This is a genomic window from Brucella sp. RRSP16 (assembly GCF_052246815.1).
Lineage (GTDB): Bacteria > Pseudomonadota > Alphaproteobacteria > Rhizobiales > Rhizobiaceae > Brucella > Brucella intermedia.
On the sequence record NZ_JBQQAM010000003.1, the window covers coordinates 200,830 to 226,378 of the forward strand.

Genomic DNA, 25,549 nt, shown 5'->3' on the forward strand with positions numbered 1-25,549 from the left:
TTCCTAGTCTGCTGCTATTGTCAGTCTGATCCCGGCCTGCTCTAGCTCGTCCAGTATGGCGGCGCCGGGTGATGAATCGGTGATGATCGCGTCAAAATCGGAAAGATTTGCCATGACGTGGAGGGCAGGGCGCCCGAACCGCTGGTGATTGACCAGAAGGCAGGTGCGGGCCGCGGACGCCGTCATGGCGCGCTTGGTGCGCACCACGTTTTCATCCATGTGATAGACAAGCTGCCCGTTGACGGCGGGGGACGAAACGAAGGCGATGTCGGCACTCAAATGCGACAGCGCTTCTTCCGTCAGTATGCCGAAAAAGGCGTTGAACTTGGCTGAATAGGTTCCGCCGAGCGCAATCAGATTGATCCCGTTCTCGCCCTTCAGCTCATCGACGATGACGGCATTGTTGGTGATGACGGTCAACGGGCGCTTTTCCAGCAGCATGCCGCCGAGCACCGCCGCCATGGAGCCGTCATTGACCATCACGGTCATGCCCGGTTCCACCAGTTCCAGCGCGGCGCGGGCCATCTTCTGCTTGGCTTCGCCGTCCTGCCGCTCGCGGAAGCGGAAATCGCTCTCGAACTGGGTGCCGGTATCGATGGTCGCGCCGCCGCGCACCTTGCGCAGCACGCCGGAATGTTCCAGCGAATCCAGATCGCGGTGGATCGTCATCTTGGAAACGGCAAACCGGTCCGCCAGATCGTCGAGGTCGACGGCCTGATTTTCGATGAGAAGGTTTATGATCGCCTGTCGTCTGTCGTCGCGCTTCACGCTGTTTCCGATCTCATTGGCGGAACATTTATCGCATGAAGTTAGATCACAAAATCACAAAAAAATCCACGAGAAAAATGTGATTTTGTTATTTTCCATCGGGCTGTCGGATAAGGGCCCTTGCGGTGCGCTCATCGGTGATGAGGCCATAAAGCCGGCCGCTTTTCAGCACGGCGCGAATGGCGTCAGCCTTGGAAATTCCGCCGGCCAGCCCGATGATTCGGCTCATATCGGCGTTTTCCACCGAGGCGGCGATGGTGCGGGCGGTGAGCGCGGTTTCGAGGCGCTGGCCGTTTGCATCGAAGAAATGGCCGAGCATTTCGCCGACGCCGCCGAGGTTCGCAATCTCCTCGACTTCGCTCAATTCTATCATGCCGGATGTGACGAGCTGCGCCTGCGCATCCACCGTGCCGATGCCGACGATCTTCAGTTCGGCGCGGCAACCCATATCGAAAACCGTGGTGACGCCGCGCTGGGCGAGCAGCACTTCACGGTCTTCCGCCGTGTTAGCGAAAAAGGGAACCGGCATCACATAAGCGGGCATCCCCGTCTTTTCCGCGATGCGGTGCATCACATCATGCGGGTTGGCGGCGAAATTGCGCGTCAGGCCGCCCAGCAGGGAAACGAAACGCACATTGCTGGCCGCGACACGCGGCATATAGCTGACGGCGGCAGAAAGCGTGCGACCATGGCCGATGCCGATGACTTCGTGATCGCCGTGCTCGATCTCGCGGCGCAGAAAATCCGCCCCGGCATGGCCGAGGACCATCAGCGGCAGGCCTTCCTCGCCAATGTCCGGCGCAACCTCGCAATAGTCGAGGCCGTACATGTCGGCGAGGCGGTTTTCGAGGTCGATGCATTCGGTAATGTCACCGTCGATACTCACCTTCACCGCACCATCGGCGACAGCCTTGGCAATCAGCCGATGCGCCTTCACCGAAGGCAGGCCGAGGCGCTTGGCAACGGCTGACTGGGTCATGCCGCCCACAAAGTGAAGCCAGGCGGCGCGCAGCGCCAGTGAATCGTCAGCATCTGCCATTGAAAACGGTCCGGTTCCCGAAATTACCTATATTTTCAAGTCCTTGGCGCCGGTGTCAATGTGGGGAGCCCAGAAAGCCACACTTTCCGCAATCTGCGGGATGACTTCGCGGTCGTTCGGCTCGCGCTCCTTGAAGGAAAGCTCAAGGCAGATTTCATTATCAATCGCGCCGCCTTCGGTAAAGGCTTTGAGGAGCGGTTCCGGCTGGATGCGGCCCCTAGCGTTGAACGCGGCGGTGAACGGGCGATGCCCGCCCTTGTCCATCAGGCTCTGCTTGATATGGATGATCGGCGAGACCTTCGGCACGGCCCGCGCCCAGGCGTAAGGGTCATAATCGTCCGGGTTGGACGAGGTGACGTCGCCATGGTCGATGTCGGCCATCATCCACATGGGGATCGCCATGTCGGCGGCGGTGAGGCGATCCTGAAGCTTCATGCATTCGGCAATCGTCTCGCCGAACTCGCGCCCGATGCTCATCGGTTCCCAGAACACATAGTCGAGACCGGCGCCAGCCGCATGTTCGGCCACTTCCGCCCAGCAGTCGATGGCGATCTTGATCAGGTCTTCGCGGCGCGCCGGATCATCGAAATCCTTGTAGGTGAAGATCGCGAACTGCGTACCGACCGACTTGCCGCCGAGATCGCCGATAATATCGGCAAAGATCTTGAACCAGTCGACATAGTAGCGGCGCACTTCCGCATCCGGATGGCCGAAATGATTGAGGCGGCCATAGGGGCCGGTCATGCCCGAAGTGACACGGACGCCGGTGCGCTGCAAGGCCTTGTCCATGTCGCGCGTCAGGCGACGGATGGTCGAAGCCTGCCAGCTCGGATTGATGAATTCATGGGTCAGCTGGAGGTCGCGCAGGCGCAGGTCGCGGGCAACCGTTTCGATCAGGTCGCCCGGCTCGGCAAAGCGGTTCACAAGCGGATTGGTATTCAGCGAAAGCGTCAGCGCCATGATGTGTCCTCAAGCGACGATTTTAGCGTTGTCGAACCATTCCACGAATGCGGCGCGTTCGGCTTCTGTCAGATGCAGGTAATGCTTGGTGCGGCGATAGAGAATGTCTTCAGCCGTCTTCGCCCATTCTTTGGCCACCAGATAGCGCACTTCCGCCTCATGGAAGTTGCCGCCGAAATGACGGCCAAGCTCTTCGAGGTTCTGTGCGCCTGCAACCACGTCCTTCGTGCGTGCGCCATAGAGACGCCCGTAATGATGGACAAGCGCGCGCGGCATCCACGGATAGGTGTCGCGCAGGGAATTGGCGAAGGTTTCATAATCGGCATTGGCGATTTCGCCGCCGGGAAGCGGCGCGTCATGCGTCCAGTCGCCGCCCATCCTGGGGAAGATATGCTTGAGGCGATGCATGCCGCGCTCCGCCAGCTCGCGGAACGTGGTGATCTTGCCGCCGAAGACGTTGAGCAGCGGGGCATCGTTGGTTTCATCGAGGTCGAAGACGTAATCGCGAGTGACGGCGGAAGGGTTGCCCTTGCCATCGTCAAACAGCGGGCGCACGCCGGAGAAGGAATGCAGCACGTCTTCACGCCGCAGTTTTTCCTTGAAATAGCGGTTCACGGCGGTCAGCAGATACTCGATTTCCTTCTCATCCGCCGCAACATCTTCGGCGCGCCCTTCATAGGCGATGTCGGTGGTGCCGATCAGCGCCTTGTCGCCCTCATAGGGGTTGATGAAGATCACGCGCTTGTCGTGGTTCTGGACGAGATAGGCATTCGCGCCTGACCAGAATTTCGGAACGATGATGTGGCTGCCCTTGACGAGGCGCACATTGCGCGACGAGTTGGAACCGGCGACATTGTGGATGACATCCGTGACCCATGGACCGGCGCAGTTGACGATGCAGCGCGCGCGGAATGTGCGGGTCTCGCCCGTGTCGCGGTTCTTCGTTTCCACGATCCAGCCGCCTTTTTCGCGACGTGCGGAGACGACAGGCGTGCGGGTGAGGATGGTCGCGCCCTTTTCGGCAGCGCCCACCGCATTGAGGGCCACGAGGCGGGCATCGTCCACCCAGCAGTCGGAATATTCAAAACCCTTGGTGTACTGGTCGAGGATCGGCGTGCCTTCCGGGTCGCGGCGCAGATCGAGCGTGCGCGTGCCGGGCAGCTTCTTGCGACCTCCGAGATGGTCGTAGAGGAACAGGCCGAGCCGCACCAGCCAGGCCGGACGGTCCTGCGGGCTGTGCGGCAGCACGAAACGCATCGGCCAGATGATGTGGGGAGCGGCGTTCAAAAGCACTTCGCGCTCGATCAGCGCCTCACGCACGAGGCGGAATTCATAATATTCGAGATAGCGCAGCCCGCCATGCACCAGCTTGCCGGAGCGCGACGACGTTCCCTGCGCCAGATCGTCCTTTTCCGCCAGCACGACCTTGAGGCCGCGCCCGGCAGCGTCGCGGGCCACGCCCGCGCCGTTGATGCCGCCGCCGATTACAAACAGGTCGCAGGTTTCCGGTTCAGCCATTTCAATGTTTCCTTATTTGCCGGAAGCGAGCTTGTCCCAGACCGGCGTCAGAGCCAGTCGCGCTTCCCGATAGGCAACGAAAAGTTCTTCATAATGCTGCGCGCGTGTCGCATCCGGGGCTTCCCCCGCGCCCAACAGCGGCTCCACCCATTCGGCGATGCAGTCGTCCATGGTCGGATAGGCGCCGATGGCCACGGCGGCCATCATGGCAGCACCCGCAGCGCCGGCTTCCTCGCGGGCCGAAACGCGCACCGGCGCGTTGACCGCAGCCGACAGCGTGCCGCGCAGCGCCTTCGAGCGTGCCGCGCCGCCGGTGATGCGCAGTTCGGCAGGCATTTCGCCCATTGCCGCGTAGCAGTCGCGCGTCGCCATGCCGAGGCCTTCCACGACCGAGCGCACCAGTTCCGGAAAACGGTCGCGGCTGGAAAGGCCGATGAAACCGGCCCGCGCATCGGCGTTCACGAAGGGGCCGCGCTCGCCAGCTTCCGAAATATACGGGTGATAGAGGATGGCGCCGGGACGGCTGGCATTGAACCAGTCATCGAGGCGAGGAATGAGATCGCCAAGCGAAACCGGCTTCTCCGGCGTCGACATGAGATCGGCTGCGACCTGCAATATCCAGTCGATATTGATGGTCGCGCCCATGTTGGTCTGCACCTGCGTGACGATGCCGGGGATCGGCAGCGCGATGACGTAGCCGGTGCCTTCCTTGTTCAGATGAATATCGGCGACCGGCTTTGCGCGCATATGCACGCCGGTGGAGCCGATGGTCGAGCATCCGGCGTCAGCCGTACCGCCGCGCACGCCCGCACCAAGCGCAGTCATCGCCATATCCACATAGGCAAGGCTCACCGGCGTCCCCGCCCGCAGACCCGTTGCAGCCGCCGCTTCGGGGGATAGCGGATGCTGGACTTCGGTGCCGTCGATGATCTCCGGTAGCAATCCGCGGCGCTTCGTCAGGCCGAGGGCCTCGATCACCACGTCATCATACTGACGATTGCGGAAATTGCCGAAGGTGAAGCTTGCTTCCGACGGATCGGTGGCGCGAACGCCGGTGAGATTGAGATAGAGCCAGTCCTTGCAGTGAAGGGCTGCTTCCGCATTGTCCAGAAGCTCCGGCGCGGTGGCATCCATATGCGCCATCTGCGAGCCTTGCTGGCAGGTATTGAGTCCCGTGCCGGTCGCTTCAAAGCGCGCGCGGTTCATGGGCCCGGCGGCAAGCCGCGTGACGGTCGAGGCGGCGCGGGCATCGAGCCACAGCCAGGCATCGCCAATCGGCTGGTTGCCATGGCCGACAAGCCAGGTTCCGTCGCCCTGTCCGGTGACGGCAATCGCCGCCGTGCGTTCGGCAAGGCCCGGCAGCTTGGCGCCGAGATCGCGCAAGGCGCGCGCGCAATCCTGCCATGTCTGGGAAAGCGACTGGGTAACCGCGCCATGGTCGCCGGTATCGTATTTGTTGCGAACCGCCGCGGATTCGATCTGGCGTCCGCTGAGGTCGAAAGCGACTGCCTTGAGCACGGACGTGCCCGCGTCGATCCCGATGATGATGTCACCTGTCTTACGCATGGCGGATATCTGCCTTCATTGACATTTGGATTCCTCCCGCGACTGAAAATACGTCGCTCGCGGCCCCGTTTATAATGAAATCGGGCAATGGCGTAAGCTGGAGATAACATAACGCTATCACCTTGTCTGTAAAATTTTCGAGAGTGCGCATTTTTTTTCACCAAAGAGTGAATGTGGAGAAAATCGCTATGCGGCGGCTTGCGGTTTTGTCCCGGTTCTTCCGCGATATGTTGAGGCGCCTTATATGGTGGCTTCAAGCTAAATAGCTGAATATCAATGACAATTTAAGTAATGCGGATTGCTGATCCATCCGGGCTGGCGATGAATGTCAAAGCTGCGAATAACGCGTCCGGTAACGGATTATGTAGTGGATTTCGCTGGATCGTGATGGGGATTCGGCGCGAAATTGTGCTAATTCACCGGCGTTTGGAAAACATCCGATTGACAGCTTTGGAGCTTTATAACATCATTATTGGAGTTAATAACACGCCGCTATCACAAGCTCTGATGGGCGGCGCATCTGTTCCAGGATGCACGGAGGAGCGGGGCCCTGGAATTCACGTGGAGGATATCATGATCTCGTCTGCCGCATCTTGCACCGCTCTGGCGGAGGCTTTCGCCTACCCGGCAGGCGTAATGGTCGAGGATGATCTCCGGGCGGTCTGAATTCAGCCGCATCTTCTGTTTCTATAACGACAATCCGGCAGAATTGCTGAAGGCGTTTGATAATGAGTGCACAAACCAGTCAAGTTTCACAAAAACCCGCCAAGCTGAGCCGCGCCATCGTCTGGAGCGTGATCGCTGCGGTTGTGGTTGTCGGCGCGATTGCTTTCGACACGAAGGTCGTGAAGATCGGGTCTGATTCCGATGTGCGCCAGCAGGCTTTCTCTCCCGATGCCTATGGCGCAACCGAATTTCCCAAGGTCAAGGCCAGTGTCGAGCAGCGCGCCGTCGATGCCGTGGAAGTGGGAACGGCTCTCGCTGCCGATAAGGCCGCAGCCGGAAAGAAATACGGCGTGGGCGACGTCAATCCGGTTATCCCGGTCAAGTTCACCGGCGTGGTGGAAGAGCGCAAGTCCAACTACAATGTTGTGAAGGTTGAAGGCCTGCCGGAAGGCATGGCGATCCGCATCCAGACCGGCCCCGCCGTCAACGGCACGGACCTGCGCGATGCCACCGGCGAAATCCAGTTCGGCCAGTTCAAGAACCAGATCGAATATCAGAACGCCGGTTCGGCGCTGAACAACGAGATGAAGAAGCAGGTGCTTTCGGGCGTCGATGTAGAAAACCTGACGGGCAAGACCGTTTCGGTTGTCGGCGTGTTCAAGCTGGTCAATCCCAAGAACTGGCTCGTCACGCCTGTGGGGCTCGAAGTGAAATGAGCACCGCTCCCAAAATCGAAGGCAAAAACGGCGATGTCGTTCTTGCCGCGCATAACGTCGCCAAATCCTACGGTCGCATTCATGCCCTGAAAGGCGTGAATTTTGAAATCCGCCGTGGCCAGGTCACGACGCTTTTCGGCGAGAACGGCGCCGGCAAATCCACCTTGATGAAAGTGCTGTCCGGCGTCATCCAGCCGACTTCCGGCACGATCATTCTCGACGGCGAACCGGTAACGTTCAACTCGTCCACCGAAGCGCGCGACCACGGCATCTCGATCATCCATCAGGAGCTGAGCCTCGCGCCCAACATGAATGTGCGCGACAACATCTTCATGGGACGCGAGATCCGCACCGCCACCGGCGTCGATTTCGCCGAGGAAGAACGGCTGACGCGAGAGCTTCTGAAGGAACTGGAAGAAGATATCGACCCGCTGACGCCGGTCGAGGAACTGCGTCTCGGCCAGCAGCAGGTGGTGGAAATCGCCCGCGCGCTTTCGGTCAATTCGCGCATTCTCATCATGGACGAGCCGACTTCGGCGTTGAGCGCCTCGGAAGTGGAAGTCCTGTTCAAGGTCATCCGCGACCTGACGGCCCGTGGCGTCGCCATCGTCTATATTTCGCACCATCTGGAAGAAGCGCTGCAGATCACCAATCATGCGGTTGTGCTGCGCGACGGAACCATGACTGCCTATGCGCCGCGTGAGGAAATCGATCTCGAATGGATCGTGCGCAACATGGTCGGCGAGAACTTCGATCTTGGCTCGCCGCCTACCGGATATGAATGGGGCGATGTGGCGCTTTCGGTCGAAAACCTGACGGTTCCCGATCCGGGCGGCGCAGGCTTTTCGCTGGTCGACCGCATGTCGCTCAATGTGCGCGCCGGTGAAATCGTCTGCATCTACGGTCTCATGGGGGCTGGTCGCACGGAATTGCTGGAAACCGTTGCCGGTCGTCTCAAGGCAAGCGGCGGACGTGTGCTCCTGAAAGGGCAGGACGTTTCCGGCCTCACCATCGCGCAGCGCATCGAGCGGGGCCTTGTGCTGGTGCCGGAAGATCGCCAGCGCGACGGTCTCGTGCAGACGATGACGGTCGGCAAGAACCTGTCGCTCGCCAGCATCGCCGAGATGACGAAGGGCCTTTTCACATCGCGCAAACGCGAGAAGCAGATTGTCGATCAGTCGATCCGGAATGTGCACATCAAGACCGATGGCGGCGAGGCGGCAATCGGTTCGCTTTCCGGCGGCAACCAGCAGAAGGTCGTGATCGGCAAGATGCTGGCGACCGAGCCGGAAGTCATCCTGCTCGATGAGCCGAGCCGCGGCATCGACATCGGCGCGAAGGCGGAAGTGTTCAAGCTTCTGGCCGAAAAGGCGAAGCAGGGCCTGGCCGTCGTCTATACGACCTCGGAAGTCGGCGAATGCCTCAGCATCGCTCATCGTATCATCGTCATGCACCGTGGACGCATCTCCGCCGAATTCGGATCGGACGTGTCCAAGGAGAAGATCATGGCCGCCTCGGGCGAAGCCATGGTCGGTCATTAGAGCATTTCCAGCAAAAGTGCGAAGCGGTTTTGCGTAGGATAATGCGTAAAAACAAATAGATAGAGCGGTTCAGAGTCCCCCTGTTACTGGAAGCGCTCAAGAATAGTTATGGAGCACTGATAGAATGTCAGTCACAAGCACCAACAAGGAAACAGCCGCTCCGAACGGCGCGAAGCGAAAGACCAGCCTCGTGCACCTGCTGCTCGAAGGCCGCGCGTTCTTTTCGCTGATTGCGATCATTGCAGTTTTCTCGTTCCTTTCGCCGAATTATTTCACGGTCAACAATTTCCTCACCATGTCGTCGCATGTGGCGATATTCGGCCTGCTTGCCATCGGCATGCTGCTCGTCATCCTCAATGGCGGCATCGATCTTTCGGTCGGCTCTACTTTGGGGCTGGCGGGCGTGGTTGCCGGTTTCCTGATGCAGGGCGTCACCTTGCAGCATTTCGGCGTCATTCTGTATTTCCCGGTATGGGCGGTCGTCATCATCACCTGTGCGCTTGGCGCGTTCGTTGGCGTGATCAATGGCGTGCTGATTGCCTATCTGCGGGTTCCAGCCTTCGTTGCGACGCTTGGCGTTCTCTATTGCGCGCGCGGCGTGGCGCTTCTGATGACCAATGGCCTGACTTACAACAATCTCGGCGGACGGCCGGAGCTTGGCAATACCGGCTTCGACTGGCTCGGCTTCAACAAGCTGTTCGGCGTGCAGATCGGTGTTCTGGTTCTGGTGGTTCTCGCCATCGTCTGCGCCATCGTTCTCAACCGCACCGCATTCGGCCGCTGGCTCTACGCATCGGGCGGCAATGAACGCGCGGCTGAACTGTCCGGCGTGCCGGTCAAGCGCGTCAAGGTGTCGGTCTATGTCATTTCCGGCATCTGCGCTGCGATCGCCGGTCTGATCCTTGCTTCGCAGCTGACGTCGGCAGGCCCGACGGCAGGCACCACCTACGAACTCACGGCAATCGCCGCCGTGGTTATCGGTGGCGCTGCGCTCACTGGGGGGCGCGGTACTATACAGGGTACGCTTCTCGGCGCCTTCGTGATCGGTTTCCTTTCCGACGGCCTCGTGATCATCGGCGTGTCCTCCTACTGGCAGACCGTCTTTACCGGCGCGGTGATCGTGCTCGCGGTTCTGCTCAACAGCATTCAATACTCCCGGCGATAATGGAAAGCGGCTCTGCCCACCGTTCCGGGTGGGGCCGCTGAAATTCGGGCGTATCGAAGGGTTTCCGGAAAGGCGCATGATCTCGAAAACGGCCTGATGGAAATAAGTACCGCCGGGGAACCGGCATAACGCAAACGAAAAATGTTAAGGGAGTGAGACCATGTTCAAGAAGGGAATGCGCGTTCTGTTCGCCGCTGCGGCAGCGTTGCCTCTCATCGCCAGCACGGCCTGGGCCGAAGGACTGATGACGATCATCGTCAACGATCCGTCCAACCCGTACTGGTTCACCGAAGGTGAAATCGCCAAGAAGACCGCCGAAGGTCTCGGCTACAAGGCTGTTGTCGGTGGCCATAAGGGCGACACCAACACCGAGAGCAACCTGATCGACACCGCCATCACCAACAAGTCGGTGGCCATCATTCTCGATCCGGCCAATGCGGACGGTTCGGTCGGTGCGGTCAAGCGCGCAATCGCCGCCAATATCCCGGTTTTCCTCGTCAATGCGGAAATCAACCAGGAAGGTCTGGCCAAGGCGCAGCTCGTTTCCAACAACGCACAGGGCGCAGCCCTCGGCGCGACCCAGTGGGTCGAAAGCGTTGGCGACAAGGGCAAGTATGTCGAACTGTTCGGTTCGCCATCGGACAACAACGCCGCAACGCGCTCGAATGGCTATGAAACCGTTCTGTCCCAGTATCCCGATCTGGTGAAGGCCGGCAAGGACGTCGCCAACTGGGACCGTACCCAGGGCCACGACAAGATGCAGGCCCTGCTTCAGGCCAACCCGGACATTATCGGCGTCATCTCCGGTAACGACGAAATGGCTCTGGGCGCGATTGCCGCTCTGAAGAAGGCCGGCAAGCTGGATCAGGTCAAGGTTGGCGGTTTCGACGGTTCGCCGGATGCGGTCGCAGCCATCAAGGCCGGTGAATTGCAGTACACCGTTCTGCAGCCGGTTGCCGTGTTCTCGGAAGCTGCCGTCAAGCAGGCCGACAACTTCATCAAGACCGGCAAGACCGGCGTCGATCAGGAAAAGCAGCTCTTCGACTGCATCCTGATCACCAAGGACAATGTCGACAAGTACACCTCGCCGTTCGTTCTCGAACAGTAATGTTTGAACAAGGCGCATCCCGGCAGCCAGCCGCTTCCGGGATGCGTATTTCCAGAAGTCCCTCTCCTCAAGAAAGTCCCATGCAATCACTCGCTGGATTTTGGGGCTGAAGACCGCGCAATATGAAGCCTATCAGGCGATTCCGAAGCTTTCGGAACGCGCAAGCAAGGGGACAAGTGACGGGCATGGCAGTGAGCAACAAAGCAAGCATTGACAAGCTTATGGCGGAGCAGGTGCCGAATGACAGCCGGCATGCGCGTCAGCTCGTCCGCCGCCAGCAGATTGCGGAAACTGTAATGGCTGAAGGCTCGATGCGGATCGAGGACCTGACCGAAAGGTTCGGCATCAGCCTGATGACGGCCCATCGCGACGTCGATGAACTGGTGAGCCGCGGCCTGTTTCGCAAGTCGCGCGGCATCGTGTCGGCAGCGCCGACAAGCCTGATCGAGGCAAGCGATCTTTATCGCGTCACCCGCCAGTCGGAAGAAAAGAAACTGATCGCCGAAGCGGCAATGCAGTTCGTCGAACCCGGCCAGGCGATTTTCTTCGACGATTCCACCACCGTCCTGCAAATGGTGCCGCACCTGGCCGAAAAGGGGCCGCTGACCGCCATCACCAATTCGCTCATCCTGATGAACGAACTGCGCGACATGAAGGACGTGACGCTGCTTGGTCTCGGCGGCCAGCTCTACAATTGGTGCAACGCCTTCGTCGGCGGCATGACCATCCACGAAATTCGCCGTCTTCGCGCCGATGTGGCCTTCATATCGATTGCCGCGATCACGGATGATCTTCTTTTTCACCAGTCACCGGAAATGGTGGAGACCAAGCGCGCCATGCTGGATTGCGCCGCCAAACGCATCCTGCTGGCCGATCATACAAAGTTCGAGCGCCGCGCCCTGCACAATTTCGGGGCGCTGACCGATTTCGATGTCGTCATCGTCGATGAGAACACGCCTTTTGCGCATATCGAGCGCATGGAGGCGCAAGGCATCAATGTCGTCGTTGCGCGCGCCCGGACAGGCGGCAGGCCGGACTAGCCTCAGCATATTTATCAGGAATACGATACATGCCTTCTCTGCTCGGAATCGATAGCGGCCTCACCGTCACCAAAGCCGTATTGTTCGACGTTGACGGAACCACCCTTGCCGTTGCGCGCCGCCGCGTTGCGCAATCGTTCCCGCGCCCGCGCCACGTCGAACGCGACATGGATGAATTCTGGAATGCGACCGCCGATGCGATTGCCGAAGCCATCGCCAAAAGCGGACGGCCAGCCTCCGACATTCTGGCAATCGCCACCACTGCGCATGGCGACGGCATCTATATGCTCGACAAGGATCGCCGGCCGCTTGGCGCGGGTATCCTCTCGCTCGACAGCCGCGCCGTGGATGTGGCGGAGCGCTGGGTGAACAGCCCTGTCGCGGACCGCGCCATCGCGGTTACCGGGCAGTTGCCCCATGCCTCGGCGCCCTCGGCCATTCTGGCATGGGTGAAGGAAAACGAGCCGGAACGCTATCACCGCATCGCCCATGTGATCGCCTGCAAGGACTGGCTGCGCTTCTGTCTCACCGGTGACGTGGGCACGGATCGCACCGAAGCCTCCACCTCCTTTACCGATGTGAACACGCAGGAATACTCGAAGGAAGCGCTCGCTCTGTTCGGGCTCGATGCGCTTTGGGACGCGCTGCCGCCCATGTCGCGCTCCGATGAGATTGTCGGCAAGGTCTCGGCTGAATGCGCGAAGCGCACAGGGCTTGTTGCCGGTACCCCGGTTGTCGGCGGGCTTCATGACGTGACGGCCTCCGCGCTCGGCGTGGGCGGGCTTGGCATTGGAACCGTTGCCGTGGTTGCCGGAACCTATTCCATCAACGAAACGCTGTCGTCCGAACCGCGCGTCGACAGGAGCTGGTTCTGCCGCAACGGCATTGCGCCGGGCGAATGGAACAACATGTCGATCTCGCCCGCATCGACGGCCAATTACGACTGGTTCCTCGACAAGCTCTGCCCGGCGGAACGGCGCGCGGCGGAGGAAACAGGGCGATCAATCCACGACATGCTGCGCCCGGAAATCGATGCGGCACTGGCGAAGCCTTCGACGGCGATGTTCCACCCTTATCTTTTCGGCTCGCCCTATGGGGCGATGGCGAGCGGCGCGTTTTTCGGTCTGCGCGGCTGGCAGGATCGGGGCGACATGCTGCGCGCCGTGTGGGAAGGCATTGCTTTCAACCACCGCATCCATGTCGATCATCTGAAGGACGGATTTGCGATTTCCGCCGCGCGGCTTACGGGTGGCGTGTCGCGCAGTCCCGCTTTCGCGCAGATGTTCGCCAATGTGCTCGGCATGCCCGTTACGGTGACGGATACGGATGAAGCGGCAGCATGGGGTGCGGCGCTGTGCGCTGGCAAGGGTGCCGGTGTCTTTGCCGATGTCTACAGCGACCCGCGCGATCTCGATGCCATCGGTCGCACCTATCAGCCGGATGCGGAGCGAAGCGCGCTCTATGAGACGCGCTATCAGCTGTTCAAGGAAATCGCGTCGGCACTCGGGCCGATCTGGCCGAAGATCGAAGCCCTCACGGATTGAAATGAAGGGCGTTCTTCGCCCAGAGAGACAGTGACATGAATGATTTCGTAAGTCTGGCCCAGATGAAGAACCGCATCGGACAGCTTGAGGCCGAAGGCGTGGATGTGCTCATTCTCGGTGCGGGCGTCAACGGGGCAGGGCTCTTTCGCGATCTTTGCGAGCAGGGTGTGAACTGCCTGATCGTCGACAAGGCGGATTTCGGTTCCGGCACGAGCGCCGCTCCGTCGCGGCTGATCCATGGCGGATTGAAATATCTGGAAACCGGAGAGTTCGGTCTCGTGGCGCAGTCCACGCTGGAGCGCAATCTGCTGCTGAAGAACGCGCCGCACAATGTGGAGCCGCTGCCGACCTTCATTCCCGTCTTTTCATGGACCAAGGGCATCACGGCGGCGCTGCGCACCCTGTTCGGTTCCACGACCGCCCCGCGCAGCCGTGGCGCCGTGCTGATCAAGATCGGTCTCGCGCTCTACGACTATTTCGGCGCGCGCGAACGCGTCATGCCGCGTCACCGTTTTCTGCTGAAGGAAACGGCGACGAAGGAAATGCCCTATATCACGCCTGCAATCGTGGCAGGCGGCATCTATCACGACGCGAAGGTCAGCCAGCCGGAACGTCTGGTCTATGAACTTGTGAGCGACGGCCTGCGCGCCAGTCCGAAAAGCGCTGCCGCCAATTTCACGACGCTTATTTCCGCTGAAAACGGCGTGATCGGCTTCGAGGGTCCGGACGGTGCGAAATTCGCCGTGAGGCCAAAGCTGGTCATCAATGCGGCCGGGCCATGGATAGACCGGGTCAATGCCGCGCTCGGCAAACCGACCAAGATGATCGGCGGTACCAAGGGTTCACATATTCTTGTCGACCACCCGGAACTGGTGAAGAGCCTTAACGGGCGGATGATCTATTTCGAGGCGGATGACGGGCGCATCTGCCTTGTCTACGACTATCATGGTCTGGCGCTGGTGGGTTCCACCGACATTCCGTCCGATGATCCCGACAATGTACGTTGCGACGATCACGAGACCGATTATTTCATCGACAGCCTGCGTTCGCTGCTGCCGAAGCTCAAATTCGACCGCAGCCAGATCGTCTATACCTATAGCGGCATCCGCCCGCTTCCGGCGTCCAACGCTTCCGAACCGGGCCTGATCAGCCGCGATCATTCCGCGCCGGTGATCGAGCCGGACAGCGAACGTCCGTTCCCGATCATTGCGCTGGTCGGCGGCAAATGGACAACGTTCCGGGGCTTTGCCGAGGAAGTGGCCGACAAGGTTCTGACCCGGTTCGGCAAGACCCGGCAGGTGTCCACGCGCAATCTCGCCATTGGTGGCGGCAGGGAATATCCTGCCGATGATCGCGCCCGCAAGGCCTGGGTGACGAAATATGCCACCGAAACACGGTTGCCCGCCGCACGGGTCGAGACCCTGTTGAAGCGCTATGGCACGACGGCCCTGCCCATCCTCCGCGAGGAAGCCGGGGCCTCGGTAACGATGTTGCCGGAAACTGAAACGATCAGCGCGACGGAAATCGCATGGATCGCGCGCAACGAACTCGTCGTGCACCTGGCGGATATCGTACTGCGGCGCACGACCCTTGCCATCGACGGGGCGCTGACGACCAGCAATCTCGCTGCGATCGCCAGCATTGTAGCGCGGGAACTCGGCTGGGACGATGCGCGCAAGGCGCAGGAAATCGAGGCGGTCAATGTCGAGCTTGAAAAACGGCATAACGTGATTTTGCAGGCGCACCCCGCCAAAAGGCGCTGATCTCCCCGCGGACTTGATTTATGGTGCGTCTCTCTTATTCGAAAGGAAACGCGCCATGGATATCAAACGAAACGGAACCGATCCTTCCGGCAAAGGCCCAGCCGACTGGTTTACGGGCAATGTCCGTATCGATCCGCTGTTCTCTCCAAACAATGCCAGGCGCGCGGCGGCGGCGACCGTGACTTTCGAGCCCGGCGCTCGCACGGCATGGCATACGCATCCGCTTGGCCAGACCCTGATCGTCACCGCCGGGCTTGGCCTCGTGCAGCGTGAAGGCGGGCCGATCGAGGAAATCCGGCCCGGCGACGTCGTCTGGTTCGAGCCCGGCGAGAAACACTGGCACGGCGCATCGGCCAACATCGCCATGACCCATATCGCCATTCAGGAGCAGCTCGACGGCAAGGTCGTGGACTGGATGGAGCATGTCAGCGACGCGCAATATGGTGCGGGCAGGTAAATTTCGTCCCGGTTTTGCGCAGCTTTCCCAAACCTGCCCGGACGGTTGAGGGTCAAAGGCTGCGCAAAACGCAAAGATGATTGCGTATATTGCGAAGAGGTATTTCCTGTTTCCCCTATCATGTTGTTCTCAATAAAAACAAAGGGGAGAAGATAATGAAACGCATACTTCTTTTGCTTGCAGCCAGCGTCGCCAGCCTTGCCAGCGTGCAGGCGCAGGCTGCCGAAAGCGAAGCCTGCAAGTCACCCAAATTCTCCGATGTCGGCTGGACCGACATTACCGCAACGACGGCGCTTGCCTCCCTGCTGCTGGAAAAAGCCGGGTATCAGCCGCAGACGACTATTCTTTCCGTGCCTGTCACCTTCCAGTCGCTGGAAAACGGTCAGATCGATATTTTCCTCGGCAACTGGATGCCGCTTCAGGAGGAAGCGCGCAAACCCTATATCGAGGGCAAAAAGGTCGAGCAGGCCGGTGTGAACCTTCAGGGCGCGAAGATCGGTCTTGCCGCCACGGGCAAGGATCTCGGCATCAAGAACTACGCCGACATAGCCAAATTCAAGGATCAGCTTGGCGGCAAGATCTATGGCATCGAGGCTGGCAGCAGCGCCAATGCCACGATCCAGTCGATGATCGAGAAGGACAAGTTCGGCCTGAAGGATTTCCAGCTGGCGGAATCGAGCGAGCAGGCCATGCTTTCGCAGGTCCAAAATGCGGTGCGCAAGGATGAGCCTGTCGTCTTCTTTGCCTGGACGCCGCATCCGATGAACATTCGCTACAAGCTGACCTATCTGCAAAATGGCGAAAACCTGTTTGGGCCGGAAGATGGCGCGGCCACCGTCGAGACCCTGACCCGCAAGGGGTATGCAACCGACTGCCCCAATGTCTCGCGCTTCCTGTCGAACCTGAAATTCAGCACGGAGATGGAAAGCACGATGATGAACATGATCCTGAACGACGGCATGGAAGCCAAGGATGCCGTCACGAAATGGATCAAGGACAACCCGGCGCAGCTCGACGCATGGCTCGACGGCGTGACCACTACCGACGGCAAGCCGGCGCTTGCTGCGGTGAAGTCGGGTCTCGGTCTGTAAGTCGTTTACTGCCTCAATTTGCTCGGCGACTGACCGAAATGCCGCTTGAAGGCGCGGGACAGCGAACTGATCGATGAAAAGCCGGTCTGTTCTGCTGTGTCGGCCATGGAAAGACGGGTGTCGAGGATCAGCCGCCGGGCAGCTTTCAGCCGGAGCGACAGATAGTAGTTGCCCGGTGACTGGCCGATCACATTGGCAAACAGCAATTCGAGACTGCGCGTCGAAAGGCCCAGCCTGCGCGCCACGCTCGACACAGGGATCGGGCGGTCTATGTGGGTTTCCATGATCTTTATGGCGTCGGCCAGTCGCGGCTCGCGATTGAGCAATCTACCGAGGGAGACCAGCGGCTGCGCATCCGAAGCCTGTTTCACCTCGTCATAGACGTAGAGGCTCGCGACATCGAGCGCGATGGAGTAACCGTGGCGTGCGCGAATGAGCGCCAGCATCATGTCGAGGGCCGGGGCCGCCCCCCCGGTCGTCAGAAGTGCCCCATCCCGCACCCAGCGATCCGATTGCATTTCGACTTCGGGAAAGCGCTGCGAAAATGCTTCCAGGTCTTCCCAATGCGTGGTTGCCTTGCGGCCGTTGAGCAATCCGGCTTTTGCCAGCACCCATGATCCGGCTTCCACGCCCACGATGAGCTTCGATTGCTTGGCAGCCTGCCGCAGCATGGCGAGAAGCTTCGGTGTCGCATGTTCCAATGCGTGAAAGGCGCTGACGATGATGAGAATGTCCTGCGCGCCGGCCTCGAATTTCCCGTCCGCCGAAACCTTGAGGCCGCTCGACGTGACCGGATCGCTGCCGTCTGGCGAGACCACGCGCCAGCGATAGAGCGAGCGTCCCGTCACGCGGTTGGCGCCGCGCATCGGGTCCAGCGTCGCGGCCAGCGACATCAGCGAACAATCTGGCAGGACCAGCAGCGTAACGGTCAGTTCTTCGTCCGACGGTTCAAAGATCATGCTTTTCGCTCTTCGCCAAATAGATTTCGTAAAATGATAATCCCGGCATTTCGGGACCTGTCAAGCTCGGTGAAAATTGAGGGAAACGAACATGCCTTTAAAGCCTGCCCGGGAAATATTCATCACCGCTGCCGTCACCGGCGCCGGAGCCACCACGCATCGCTCGAACAAGGTGCCGGTCACGCCGCGCCAGATCGCGGACGCGGCCATCGAAAGTGCCGAGGCGGGCGCCGCCGTCGCGCATATCCATGTTCGCGACCCCGAGACGGGCGAACCGTCGCGCAAGCTGGAACTGTTCCGCGAGGTGGTGGATCACATCCGGGCATCCGGTGTCGATATCGTGCTGAACCTGACCGCAGGCGTTGGCGGCGATCTGGTTCTGGGCTCCGCCGAAGCGCCATTGCCGCCGGATGCCGCCAAGACCGACATGGCGGGCGCGACGGAGCGGCTCGCCCATGTCGCTGAACTCCTGCCGGAAATCTGCACGCTCGACTGCGGCACGATGAATTTCGGCGAGGGCGATTATGTGATGACCAACACGCCCGCCATGCTCAAGGAAATGGCCGCGCAGATACAGCGGCTCGGCGTGCGCCCGGAGATCGAGATCTTCGATACCGGCCATCTGCCGCTTGCCCAATGGCTGCAGCAGCAGGGACTGCTTGACGATCCGGTTCTGGTACAATTGTGCATGGGCATCCCGTGGGCGCGCCCGACGATCTGGCGACGCTGGTTTCGATCCTCCACAACCTGCCGGACAACTGGATTTTCTCGGCATTCTCCATTGGCCGCAATCAGTTGCCCTATGCAGCGCTCGCCGTGCTGGCAGGCGGCAATATCCGGGTCGGACTGGAAGACAATATCTGGCTCGACAAGGGCGTTCTGGCGTCCAATGGCGATCTGGTCGAACGGGCCAAGACGATTGCCGTCAATATGGGAACCAGGGTCCTGACGCCTGCCGAAGTCCGCGAAAAACTCAAGCTTACGAAGCGCTGGTGATATCCATGAACAGCCATCCTCCCAAGATCGCCTGTATCGGCAGTGGTGTCATCGGCAGCGGCTGGGCCGCGCGCTTTCTGCTCAACGGTTTCGATGTTGCCGTCTACGATCCGTCGCCGGATGCGAAGGCGACGACCGAACATATTCTCGACAATGCGCGCATGGCGCTGGCGGCGCTGACAACCGTGCACCTTCCGCAGGAGGGGCGGCTGTCCTTTTCCGCTTCGCTGGCGGAGGCGGTTGAAGGGGCCGTGCTCATTCAGGAAAGCGTGCCCGAGCGCCTCGACCTGAAGCTTGCCGTAATGGCAGAGATCGAGGCTTCCTGTTCAGACGATGCGTTGATCGCATCCTCCACGTCCGGCTTCCTGCCGAGCAAGTTGCAGGCCGGGTTGCGGCATCCCGGGCGCCTGTTGATTGCGCATCCTTACAACCCCGTTTACCTGCTGCCGCTGGTGGAACTCGTTTCCGGCGAAAAGACCGCTGCCGCAACGATTGAAAGCGCTTCCGCACTCTATCGCCAGACCGGCATGGAGCCGGTCGTGCTCGAAAAGGAAATCGACGCTTTCGTCGGAGACCGGCTTCTGGAAGCGCTGTGGCGCGAGGCCCTGTGGCTCGTGCGCGACGGCATCGCCACGGTGGAGCAGATTGACGACATCATCCGCTATTCCTTCGGGCTTCGCTGGGCGCAGATGGGGCTGTTCCAGACCTATCGCATTGCCGGCGGCCCGGCAGGCATGCGGCACTTCCTCGCGCAATTCGGTCCTGCGCTGCAATGGCCATGGACGAAACTGACGGATGTGCCTGACCTTGATGACAGCCTGATCGACCGCATCGCCGATCAGTCGGACGCGCAGAATGAAGGGCTTTCCATTCGCGATCTGGAGCGGATTCGCGACGAAAACCTTGTTGCGATCATCCGGGCCCTGTCCCAACAGCAGCAGGGCAAGGGCTGGGGGGCGGGCGCGCTTCTCAACAACTATACCGCGCGGCTTGAAACGGCGGCGGACCGCCCCGATGCGGGTCCCGGCCCGCTTCGGCTTCTCGATGCACGTGTGATCCCCGAATGGATCGACTATAACGGACACATGACCGAGCATCGTTATCTGGACGTGTTCGGGCAGGCGACGGACAGGTTTCTGGCACATATCGGCGTAGATGACGCCTATCTGAAATCCGGTCACAGCTACTATACGGTCGAAACCCATATCATGCATCGCGGCGAGGCGAAGGCAGGCGACGAACTGCATGTCGAAACGCAATTGCTCTCCTTCGACGAGAAGCGCGCCCATGTCTTTCACAGCCTCCGGCGTGGCGATGCGGAAATTGCCAGTGCTGAACAGATGCTGCTGCACGTCGACAGCAAGGCGGGCAAAGCGGTGGCGGCAAAGCCCGGCATTCGGGAAGCCCTTGAGCGGTTGTTCCATTCCCATCAGGAGATGCCGACACCGATTGCCGTTGGTCGGCATGTCGGGATACGCGGCTGACGCGGCGTCGTTTGACAGCATTTCCGGCAAAAGTGCGTAGCGGTGCCACGATTCCTTGTGAAACGGAACTGCTCCTAGTCCCACCACCGGCTGGCGGGGGGCGGATTTTATTCCGCCGCTTGCCGCCGCGAACAACGGAAGCTTAGGCCCCCGAACAGGCTTTCGTTGTTCGCATTGCTTGACATTTAATCAATCGATTGATTGAATTACTACATGAGCAGATCGAAGAATATCGGGCAGGAGCAACCGCAGCCGTCGGTTGAACAGACGCGCGCCGCGCTTATCCATGCGGCCTTGCAGCTTTTCGGGTCGAAGGGCTTCGATGCCACATCGACGCGGGAGATTGCTGCGCTTGCCAAGGCGAATATCGGTTCCATCGCCTATCATTTCGGCGGCAAGGAAGGGCTTCGTCTGGCGGCGGCGGACTATATCGTGGAGACGATACAGGGTGTGGCCGGTCAGGCTCTCGGTCATTATGGGGTGATTGGCGCCTCCGTCGGGACCAGGGAAGAAGCGCGGCAAATGCTTGCCCTGGCGGTGGAGCGCATGGCGCAGTTCATCGTGGCACAGCCTGAATCCGGCGAGATCGTCCAGTTTCTTCTTCGTGAGCTTGCGCATCCGACGGCGGCGCTTGATCGCATCTATTCCGGCGTATTCGAGCCGACCCATAAAAGGCTCTGTGCCATCTGGGAAGTCGCAACGGGCGAGCCCGCCGAAAGCGAAGACACGCGGCTTCTCATCTTCACCTTGCTCGGTCAGGTCATCTATTTCCGTATTGGCCGCGAGGCGGTGAAACGGCGCATGGGTTGGTCCGCGATGGGTGCGGAAGAGGCCGGGGCGGTGGCGGCAGTTGTGCGGCAGAACCTGATGGCCATCCTTGCGGCGAAGGACGCTGCGAAAAACGGCGAGGTGTCGTCATGAGCCTTCTTTGTGTTCTCCCTTTTACCTCCTATCTTTTCGCCGCATGCAGCGCACAGCCTCTGGCTGTCGGCTATGTCGAGGGCGAGTTCGTGCAGCTTGCCCCGCTGGAAGTGGCGCAGGTTCAGTCCGTGGCCGTCAGGCGTGGTGATCGTGTCGAACGGGGCAAGCCGATGGCACAGACGGAGGACGCGGACGCAAAGATCGCTGTCGCGCAGGCCGAGGCGGCACTGGCTCAGGCACGCGCCCAACTGGCGGATTTGCAGGTCGGCAAGCGCCCCGACGAAATCGCCGTTCTCGAAGCGGCGGTCAGGACCGCCAAAGCGCAGGCCGACGATGCCCGGCGGACGCTGTTGCGCACGCAGGACCTGGCGAAGCGCGGGGTGATGACGCAGGCGCAGCTCGATGATGCCGCCACCAAGGTCGAGGTGGCCGAAGCGTCGATCAATCAGGCGACGGCCAATCTTGCAGTGGGTCGCTTGCCCGCCCGTCCGGAAACGATCAAGGCGGCGGAAAATGCCGTCAAAAGTGCCGAAGCGCAGCTTGATTCCGCCCGCTGGCATCTGGCCAAGCGGACGATCGAGGCCCCGGCGGCTGGGCGGATCACCGACGTCATTCGCAATCCGGGCGATATTGCCGGCCCGTCCGCACCGGTTTTGACCATGCTGCCCGACGGTGCGGTCAAGCTGAAGGTATACATACCGGAGGACAGGTTTTCCGCGATACGGGTTGGCGATATGCTGTCGGTGCGCTGCGATGGCTGCGCTCCGGGTTTGCAGGCCCGCGTCAGCTATGTTTCGCCCGACCCGGAATTCACGCCGCCGGTGATCTACTCGCTCGAAACGCGCCAGAAGCTTGTTTATCTGGTCGAGGCGCATCCCGTCGATCCCGCGTCGCCTCTCCAGCCCGGCCAGATCGTGGACGTCGATCTGGCCCCCCGGTAAGCGGAGGCGGCAATGTCGAACGCCATCGATGTCAAAGGTCTCGTCAAGCGTTTCGGCGACGCTACTGTCGTCGATCATGTGAGCATGTCGGTGGCTGAAGGTGAGATTGTCGGCTTTCTCGGGCCAAACGGTTCTGGAAAGACCACAACCATCCGCATGATGTGCGGGTTGCTGACGCCCGACGAGGGGGAGGGGCAGGTGCTTGGCTTCGATCTTCGGACGGACGGGCTGAAGATCAAGCGTGAAGTCGGCTACATGACGCAGCGCTTTTCCTTCTACGAAGACCTGACCATCGCCGAAAATCTCGAATTTGTCGCGCGTCTCTACCGGTTGAAGCCGGTAAAGGACCATGTGGCGCGGACACTTGAGGAACTGGGCCTGACATCACGCGGAAACCAGCTTGCGGGCACGCTTTCCGGCGGCTGGAAACAACGGCTGGCGCTGGCCGCCTGCATCATGCACAAGCCGAAGCTTCTGCTGCTGGATGAACCGACCGCCGGTGTCGATCCGAAGGCGCGACGCGATTTCTGGGATGAGATACATCGTCTGGCCGATGGCGGGCTGACCGTGCTTGTTTCAACCCACTATATGGACGAAGCCGAGCGCTGCCACCGCATCAGCTATATTTCCTATGGCAAGCTGTTGGCGACGGGAACGGTCCGCGATGTCATCGATAAGGCGGGGCTGACGACCTTCATCGTCAACGGTCCCCGGCTTGGAGACGTGGCACGCGAACTGGCTGGCGAACCAGGTGTCGAGCAGGTTGCGCCTTTTGGTGCGACGCTGCATGTCGTTGGGTCCGACAGGGCGAAGCTCGAGGCGGCTCTGGAAAAGATCAGGCACCGTGAGGGCATTAGCGTCGAGGCGGGCGAAACCAGCCTTGAAGATGTGTTCATCCAGTTCATGGCCAATGCGCAGGACAATATGTCGAAAGACAGGGCGTCCGGGAGCGGTGAGCAATGAACGGCTGGTTCTCCTTCGAGCGGCTTGGCGCGATGCTGGTGAAGGAATTCATCCAGATGCGGCGCGACCGCATCACCTTCGCCATGATGCTGGTCGTTCCGCTGATGCAACTGCTGCTTTTCGGCTTTGCCATCAACAACGATCCGAAGAGCCTGCCGAGCGCTCTGGTTGTGACAAGCCAGGACCATTACACGCGGGCCATGATTTCCGCTCTGGAAACAACGGGCTATTATCGCTTCGACCATGTTGTGCAGAGTGCGGCCGAAGCGGAAGCGCTGATAGCCAGCGGCGCGGTTTCCTTCGTGGTGACGATCCCGTCGGATTTCGCAAGGCGGGTCGATGCGGGCGAGCAGCCGCAGATCCTGATCGAGGCGGACGCGACCGATCCGTCAGTGGCAAGCGGCGCGATTTCAACGCTTGGAACCGTCGCGAGCCAGGCGCTTCTGCGTGAACAGGGCAAGCAAGCCGAAGCCGCCGATGCAGCGCGGGGGCAGCTACAGGTCGTCGTGCACCGCCGCTATAACCCGGAAGGCGTTTCGCAATACAATATCGTTCCCGGCCTGCTGGGTGTGATCCTGCAAATGACCATGGTGATGATGACCGCCATGGCGCTGACCCGCGAAACCGAGCGCGGCACGATGGAAAACCTGCTTGCGATGCCCGCCACGCCTGCCGAAATCATGCTGGGCAAGGTGCTGCCGTTTCTGGCCGTCGGCGGTGTTCAGGTCGTGGTGGTTCTGGCCGCAGCCAAGCTTCTGTTCGGGGTGCCCTTCGTGGGATCGCTGGCGCTTCTGCTGACCTGTGTCCTGATCTTCGTCCTGTCGCTCGTCCTGCTCGGCTATACGATTTCCACAGCATCGCGCACGCAGATGCAGGCCATGCAGCTTACCTTCTTCTTCTTCCTGCCGTCGCTGATGCTGTCCGGCTTCATGTTCCCGTTTCGGGGGATGCCTGATTGGGCGCAGGCGTTGGGGGAGATTTTTCCCCTCACGCACTTCCTGCGTACCGTCCGCGCCGTCATGCTGAAGGGCGCCCACCTTTCCGACATTGCCGGAGAGGTGAACGCCCTCTTGTTCTTCGTGGTGCTGTTTGCGTCGCTGGCGCTGTTACGGTTCCGGCGGACGCTGGATTAGCAGGCCGATGGAGCCAGCGCCGCTTTCGGACGGCGCGAGAGTGTGAACAGCAATCCGGCTGCCGCCAGCAGGCCACCTGCGACCGGAATGGCCGCATAGCCATAGCCTGCGCTGATGACGCCGCCGCCAAGGGCCGCGCCCACCGCATTGCCGAGGTTGAACGCGCCGATGTTGATCGACGATGCCAGCCCCGGCGCTTCCGATGCGGCCTGCATCACGCGGGTCTGAACCGGGGGAACGATGGCGAAGGCCGCAGCACCCCAGGCGAGCAGGCCGATTGCAGCGCCGATATGGCTGCCCAGCAGCAGCGGCAATGCCAGGCTTATGATGGCAAGTGCTGCGAGGAAAATCCGCGTCGCACCATTGAGCGACCAGTCGGCAAGACGTCCGCCGAGCGCGTTGCCAATCGTGAAGCCCACACCGATGAGGATGAGCGCCAGCGTCACGAAACCTTCCGAAGCGCCGGTGCGGTCGGCCAGTACAGGCGCTACATAGGTGTAGAGCGTGAACATGGCGCCAGCACCCATGACGGTGGTCGCGAGCGACATCAGCACGGTCGGGCGCATCAGCACGCCAAGCTCGCGGCGAATGTCGGGCATCTTGCCTGCTTCACCACGCGGCAGCGAAAGCCAGAGTGCCGAGATCGCCAGCAGGCCCAGAACGGCAGTGCCGGCGAACGACATGCGCCAGCCGATCTGCTGGCCGATCCAGGTTGCAGCCGGGACGCCGCCGATATTGGCTATCGTCAGGCCCATGAACATGGTGGCAACGGCGCTCGCCCGCTTTTCAGGCGGCACGACGCTGGCTGCAACAATGGAGCCGAGGCCGAAGAATGCGCCGTGATTGAGGCTTGTTACCAGACGCGCTGCAAGCAGCGTCCAGTAATCCGGCGCAAGGGCGGAAAGGATATTGCCAACCGTGAAGATGCCCATCAGCAGCATCAGCGCCGTGCGCTTTCCAAAGCGCCCGAAGGCAAGCGTCATGATCGGCGCTCCGACCATAACGCCGATGGCATAGGCGCTGACCAGAAGGCCCGCCGTCGGAATGGAAACGTCGACGCCATCGGCAATGACCGGCAGCAGGCCCATCGGCGCAAATTCCGTGGTGCCAATACCGAAGGCACCGATTGCAAGCGCCAGAAGCGGCCAGTTGAAACCGGCCGTGCTCGTTGCGCTCTCCTGTGCATTTGCAGCACTCATCTGAAATTCTC

General features: G+C 60.7%; 22 protein-coding genes and 2 pseudogenes. 16 read left to right on the plus strand and 8 right to left on the minus strand.

Going from position 1 to position 25,549, the window contains the following annotated elements:
* Positions 1-3: 3 nt before the first annotated feature.
* The 5 genes from ACS5UA_RS06450 to ACS5UA_RS06470 all read right to left on the minus strand — a co-directional run bounded on the left by ACS5UA_RS06450 (position 4) and on the right by ACS5UA_RS06470 (position 5,851).
* Positions 4-768 (minus strand): DeoR/GlpR family DNA-binding transcription regulator, encoded by a 765-nt coding sequence (locus tag ACS5UA_RS06450; RefSeq protein ID WP_006468376.1) that lies wholly within the window; start codon positions 766-768, stop codon positions 4-6.
* Positions 769-856: 88 nt separating this feature from the next.
* Positions 857-1,807: a sugar-binding transcriptional regulator gene (locus ACS5UA_RS06455; RefSeq protein WP_006468377.1), complete on the minus strand. Its 951-nt coding sequence runs from the start codon at positions 1,805-1,807 to the stop codon at positions 857-859.
* A gap of 27 nt (positions 1,808-1,834) precedes the next feature.
* The gene (locus ACS5UA_RS06460) at positions 1,835-2,767 is read right to left on the minus strand and encodes a TIM barrel protein (RefSeq protein ID WP_241084108.1); all 933 of its coding nucleotides are present in this window, start codon (positions 2,765-2,767) and stop codon (positions 1,835-1,837) included.
* Between the two features lie 9 nt (positions 2,768-2,776).
* Entirely contained in the window at positions 2,777-4,285 is a 1,509-nt protein-coding gene (locus tag ACS5UA_RS06465; protein WP_241084107.1) for a glycerol-3-phosphate dehydrogenase, read from the minus strand.
* Between the two features lie 12 nt (positions 4,286-4,297).
* Complete coding sequence (locus ACS5UA_RS06470) at positions 4,298-5,851, minus strand: FGGY-family carbohydrate kinase (RefSeq protein WP_241084106.1); 1,554 nt, start codon at positions 5,849-5,851, stop codon at positions 4,298-4,300.
* A 291-nt stretch (positions 5,852-6,142) separates the two neighbouring features.
* On the opposite strand from ACS5UA_RS06470, the gene ACS5UA_RS06475 reads away from it, so the two are divergent.
* Positions 6,143-6,517, plus strand: coding sequence for a hypothetical protein (locus ACS5UA_RS06475; protein WP_241084154.1), 375 nt, complete (start codon positions 6,143-6,145; stop codon positions 6,515-6,517).
* On the opposite strand, the pseudogene ACS5UA_RS06480 reads toward ACS5UA_RS06475, so the two are convergent.
* Positions 6,483-6,600: pseudogene (locus tag ACS5UA_RS06480) on the minus strand (ATP-binding protein); the annotation flags it as partial. The gene ACS5UA_RS06475 and the pseudogene ACS5UA_RS06480 sit on opposite strands and share 35 nt — an antisense overlap.
* Between ACS5UA_RS06480 and ACS5UA_RS06485 the strand changes: the two are divergent.
* The 9 genes from ACS5UA_RS06485 (at position 6,580) to choX (ending at position 16,942) form a co-directional block, all read left to right on the plus strand.
* Positions 6,580-7,233, plus strand: a complete 654-nt coding sequence (locus tag ACS5UA_RS06485; protein WP_006472454.1) for a DUF2291 family protein — start codon at positions 6,580-6,582, stop codon at positions 7,231-7,233. The pseudogene ACS5UA_RS06480 and the gene ACS5UA_RS06485 sit on opposite strands and share 21 nt — an antisense overlap.
* Positions 7,230-8,774 (plus strand): sugar ABC transporter ATP-binding protein, encoded by a 1,545-nt coding sequence (locus ACS5UA_RS06490; protein WP_113475204.1) that lies wholly within the window; start codon positions 7,230-7,232, stop codon positions 8,772-8,774. Before ACS5UA_RS06485 ends, ACS5UA_RS06490 begins: the two co-directional genes overlap by 4 nt.
* 124 nt (positions 8,775-8,898) lie before the next feature.
* Positions 8,899-9,939 carry an ABC transporter permease gene (locus ACS5UA_RS06495; protein ID WP_241084105.1) on the plus strand — a complete coding sequence of 347 codons (1,041 nt, stop codon included), beginning with the start codon at positions 8,899-8,901 and terminating at the stop codon, positions 9,937-9,939.
* 160 nt (positions 9,940-10,099) lie between these two features.
* The gene (locus ACS5UA_RS06500) at positions 10,100-11,047 is read left to right on the plus strand and encodes a D-ribose ABC transporter substrate-binding protein (RefSeq protein ID WP_112701316.1); all 948 of its coding nucleotides are present in this window, start codon (positions 10,100-10,102) and stop codon (positions 11,045-11,047) included.
* A 185-nt stretch (positions 11,048-11,232) separates the two neighbouring features.
* Positions 11,233-12,087 (plus strand): DeoR/GlpR family DNA-binding transcription regulator, encoded by an 855-nt coding sequence (locus ACS5UA_RS06505; RefSeq protein ID WP_006468390.1) that lies wholly within the window; start codon positions 11,233-11,235, stop codon positions 12,085-12,087.
* A gap of 29 nt (positions 12,088-12,116) precedes the next feature.
* Complete coding sequence (locus tag ACS5UA_RS06510) at positions 12,117-13,631, plus strand: FGGY-family carbohydrate kinase (protein WP_241084104.1); 1,515 nt, start codon at positions 12,117-12,119, stop codon at positions 13,629-13,631.
* Between the two features lie 35 nt (positions 13,632-13,666).
* Positions 13,667-15,394 (plus strand): glycerol-3-phosphate dehydrogenase/oxidase, encoded by a 1,728-nt coding sequence (locus tag ACS5UA_RS06515; RefSeq protein ID WP_420703405.1) that lies wholly within the window; start codon positions 13,667-13,669, stop codon positions 15,392-15,394.
* Positions 15,395-15,449: 55 nt separating this feature from the next.
* Positions 15,450-15,851 (plus strand): (R)-mandelonitrile lyase, encoded by a 402-nt coding sequence (locus tag ACS5UA_RS06520; protein WP_006472455.1) that lies wholly within the window; start codon positions 15,450-15,452, stop codon positions 15,849-15,851.
* A gap of 155 nt (positions 15,852-16,006) precedes the next feature.
* Positions 16,007-16,942: a choline ABC transporter substrate-binding protein gene (choX, locus tag ACS5UA_RS06525; RefSeq protein ID WP_021588234.1), complete on the plus strand. Its 936-nt coding sequence runs from the start codon at positions 16,007-16,009 to the stop codon at positions 16,940-16,942.
* Between the two features lie 5 nt (positions 16,943-16,947).
* On the opposite strand, the gene ACS5UA_RS06530 is transcribed toward choX, so the two are convergent.
* On the minus strand, positions 16,948-17,901 hold the full coding sequence (locus tag ACS5UA_RS06530; RefSeq protein WP_006468395.1) for a GlxA family transcriptional regulator: 954 nt from the start codon (positions 17,899-17,901) through the stop codon (positions 16,948-16,950).
* Between the two features lie 91 nt (positions 17,902-17,992).
* Between ACS5UA_RS06530 and ACS5UA_RS06535 the strand changes: the two are divergent.
* The 6 genes and pseudogenes from ACS5UA_RS06535 (at position 17,993) to ACS5UA_RS06560 (ending at position 24,339) form a co-directional block, all read left to right on the plus strand.
* Positions 17,993-18,897: pseudogene (locus ACS5UA_RS06535) on the plus strand (3-keto-5-aminohexanoate cleavage protein).
* A 5-nt stretch (positions 18,898-18,902) separates the two neighbouring features.
* Positions 18,903-20,381 (plus strand): carnitine 3-dehydrogenase, encoded by a 1,479-nt coding sequence (locus ACS5UA_RS06540; RefSeq protein ID WP_241084103.1) that lies wholly within the window; start codon positions 18,903-18,905, stop codon positions 20,379-20,381.
* Between the two features lie 213 nt (positions 20,382-20,594).
* Positions 20,595-21,302, plus strand: coding sequence for a CerR family C-terminal domain-containing protein (locus ACS5UA_RS06545; protein ID WP_241084102.1), 708 nt, complete (start codon positions 20,595-20,597; stop codon positions 21,300-21,302).
* Positions 21,299-22,243, plus strand: coding sequence for an HlyD family secretion protein (locus ACS5UA_RS06550; protein ID WP_241084101.1), 945 nt, complete (start codon positions 21,299-21,301; stop codon positions 22,241-22,243). Before ACS5UA_RS06545 ends, ACS5UA_RS06550 begins: the two co-directional genes overlap by 4 nt.
* A 12-nt stretch (positions 22,244-22,255) precedes the next feature.
* Positions 22,256-23,206 carry an ABC transporter ATP-binding protein gene (locus tag ACS5UA_RS06555; protein WP_241084100.1) on the plus strand — a complete coding sequence of 317 codons (951 nt, stop codon included), beginning with the start codon at positions 22,256-22,258 and terminating at the stop codon, positions 23,204-23,206.
* Complete coding sequence (locus tag ACS5UA_RS06560; RefSeq protein ID WP_241084099.1) at positions 23,203-24,339, plus strand: ABC transporter permease; 1,137 nt, start codon at positions 23,203-23,205, stop codon at positions 24,337-24,339. Before ACS5UA_RS06555 ends, ACS5UA_RS06560 begins: the two co-directional genes overlap by 4 nt.
* Here ACS5UA_RS06560 and ACS5UA_RS06565 read toward each other — a convergent pair.
* Positions 24,336-25,538: an MFS transporter gene (locus ACS5UA_RS06565; protein ID WP_241084098.1), complete on the minus strand. Its 1,203-nt coding sequence runs from the start codon at positions 25,536-25,538 to the stop codon at positions 24,336-24,338. The two genes, ACS5UA_RS06560 and ACS5UA_RS06565, sit on opposite strands and share 4 nt — an antisense overlap.
* Positions 25,539-25,549: the final 11 nt, after the last annotated feature.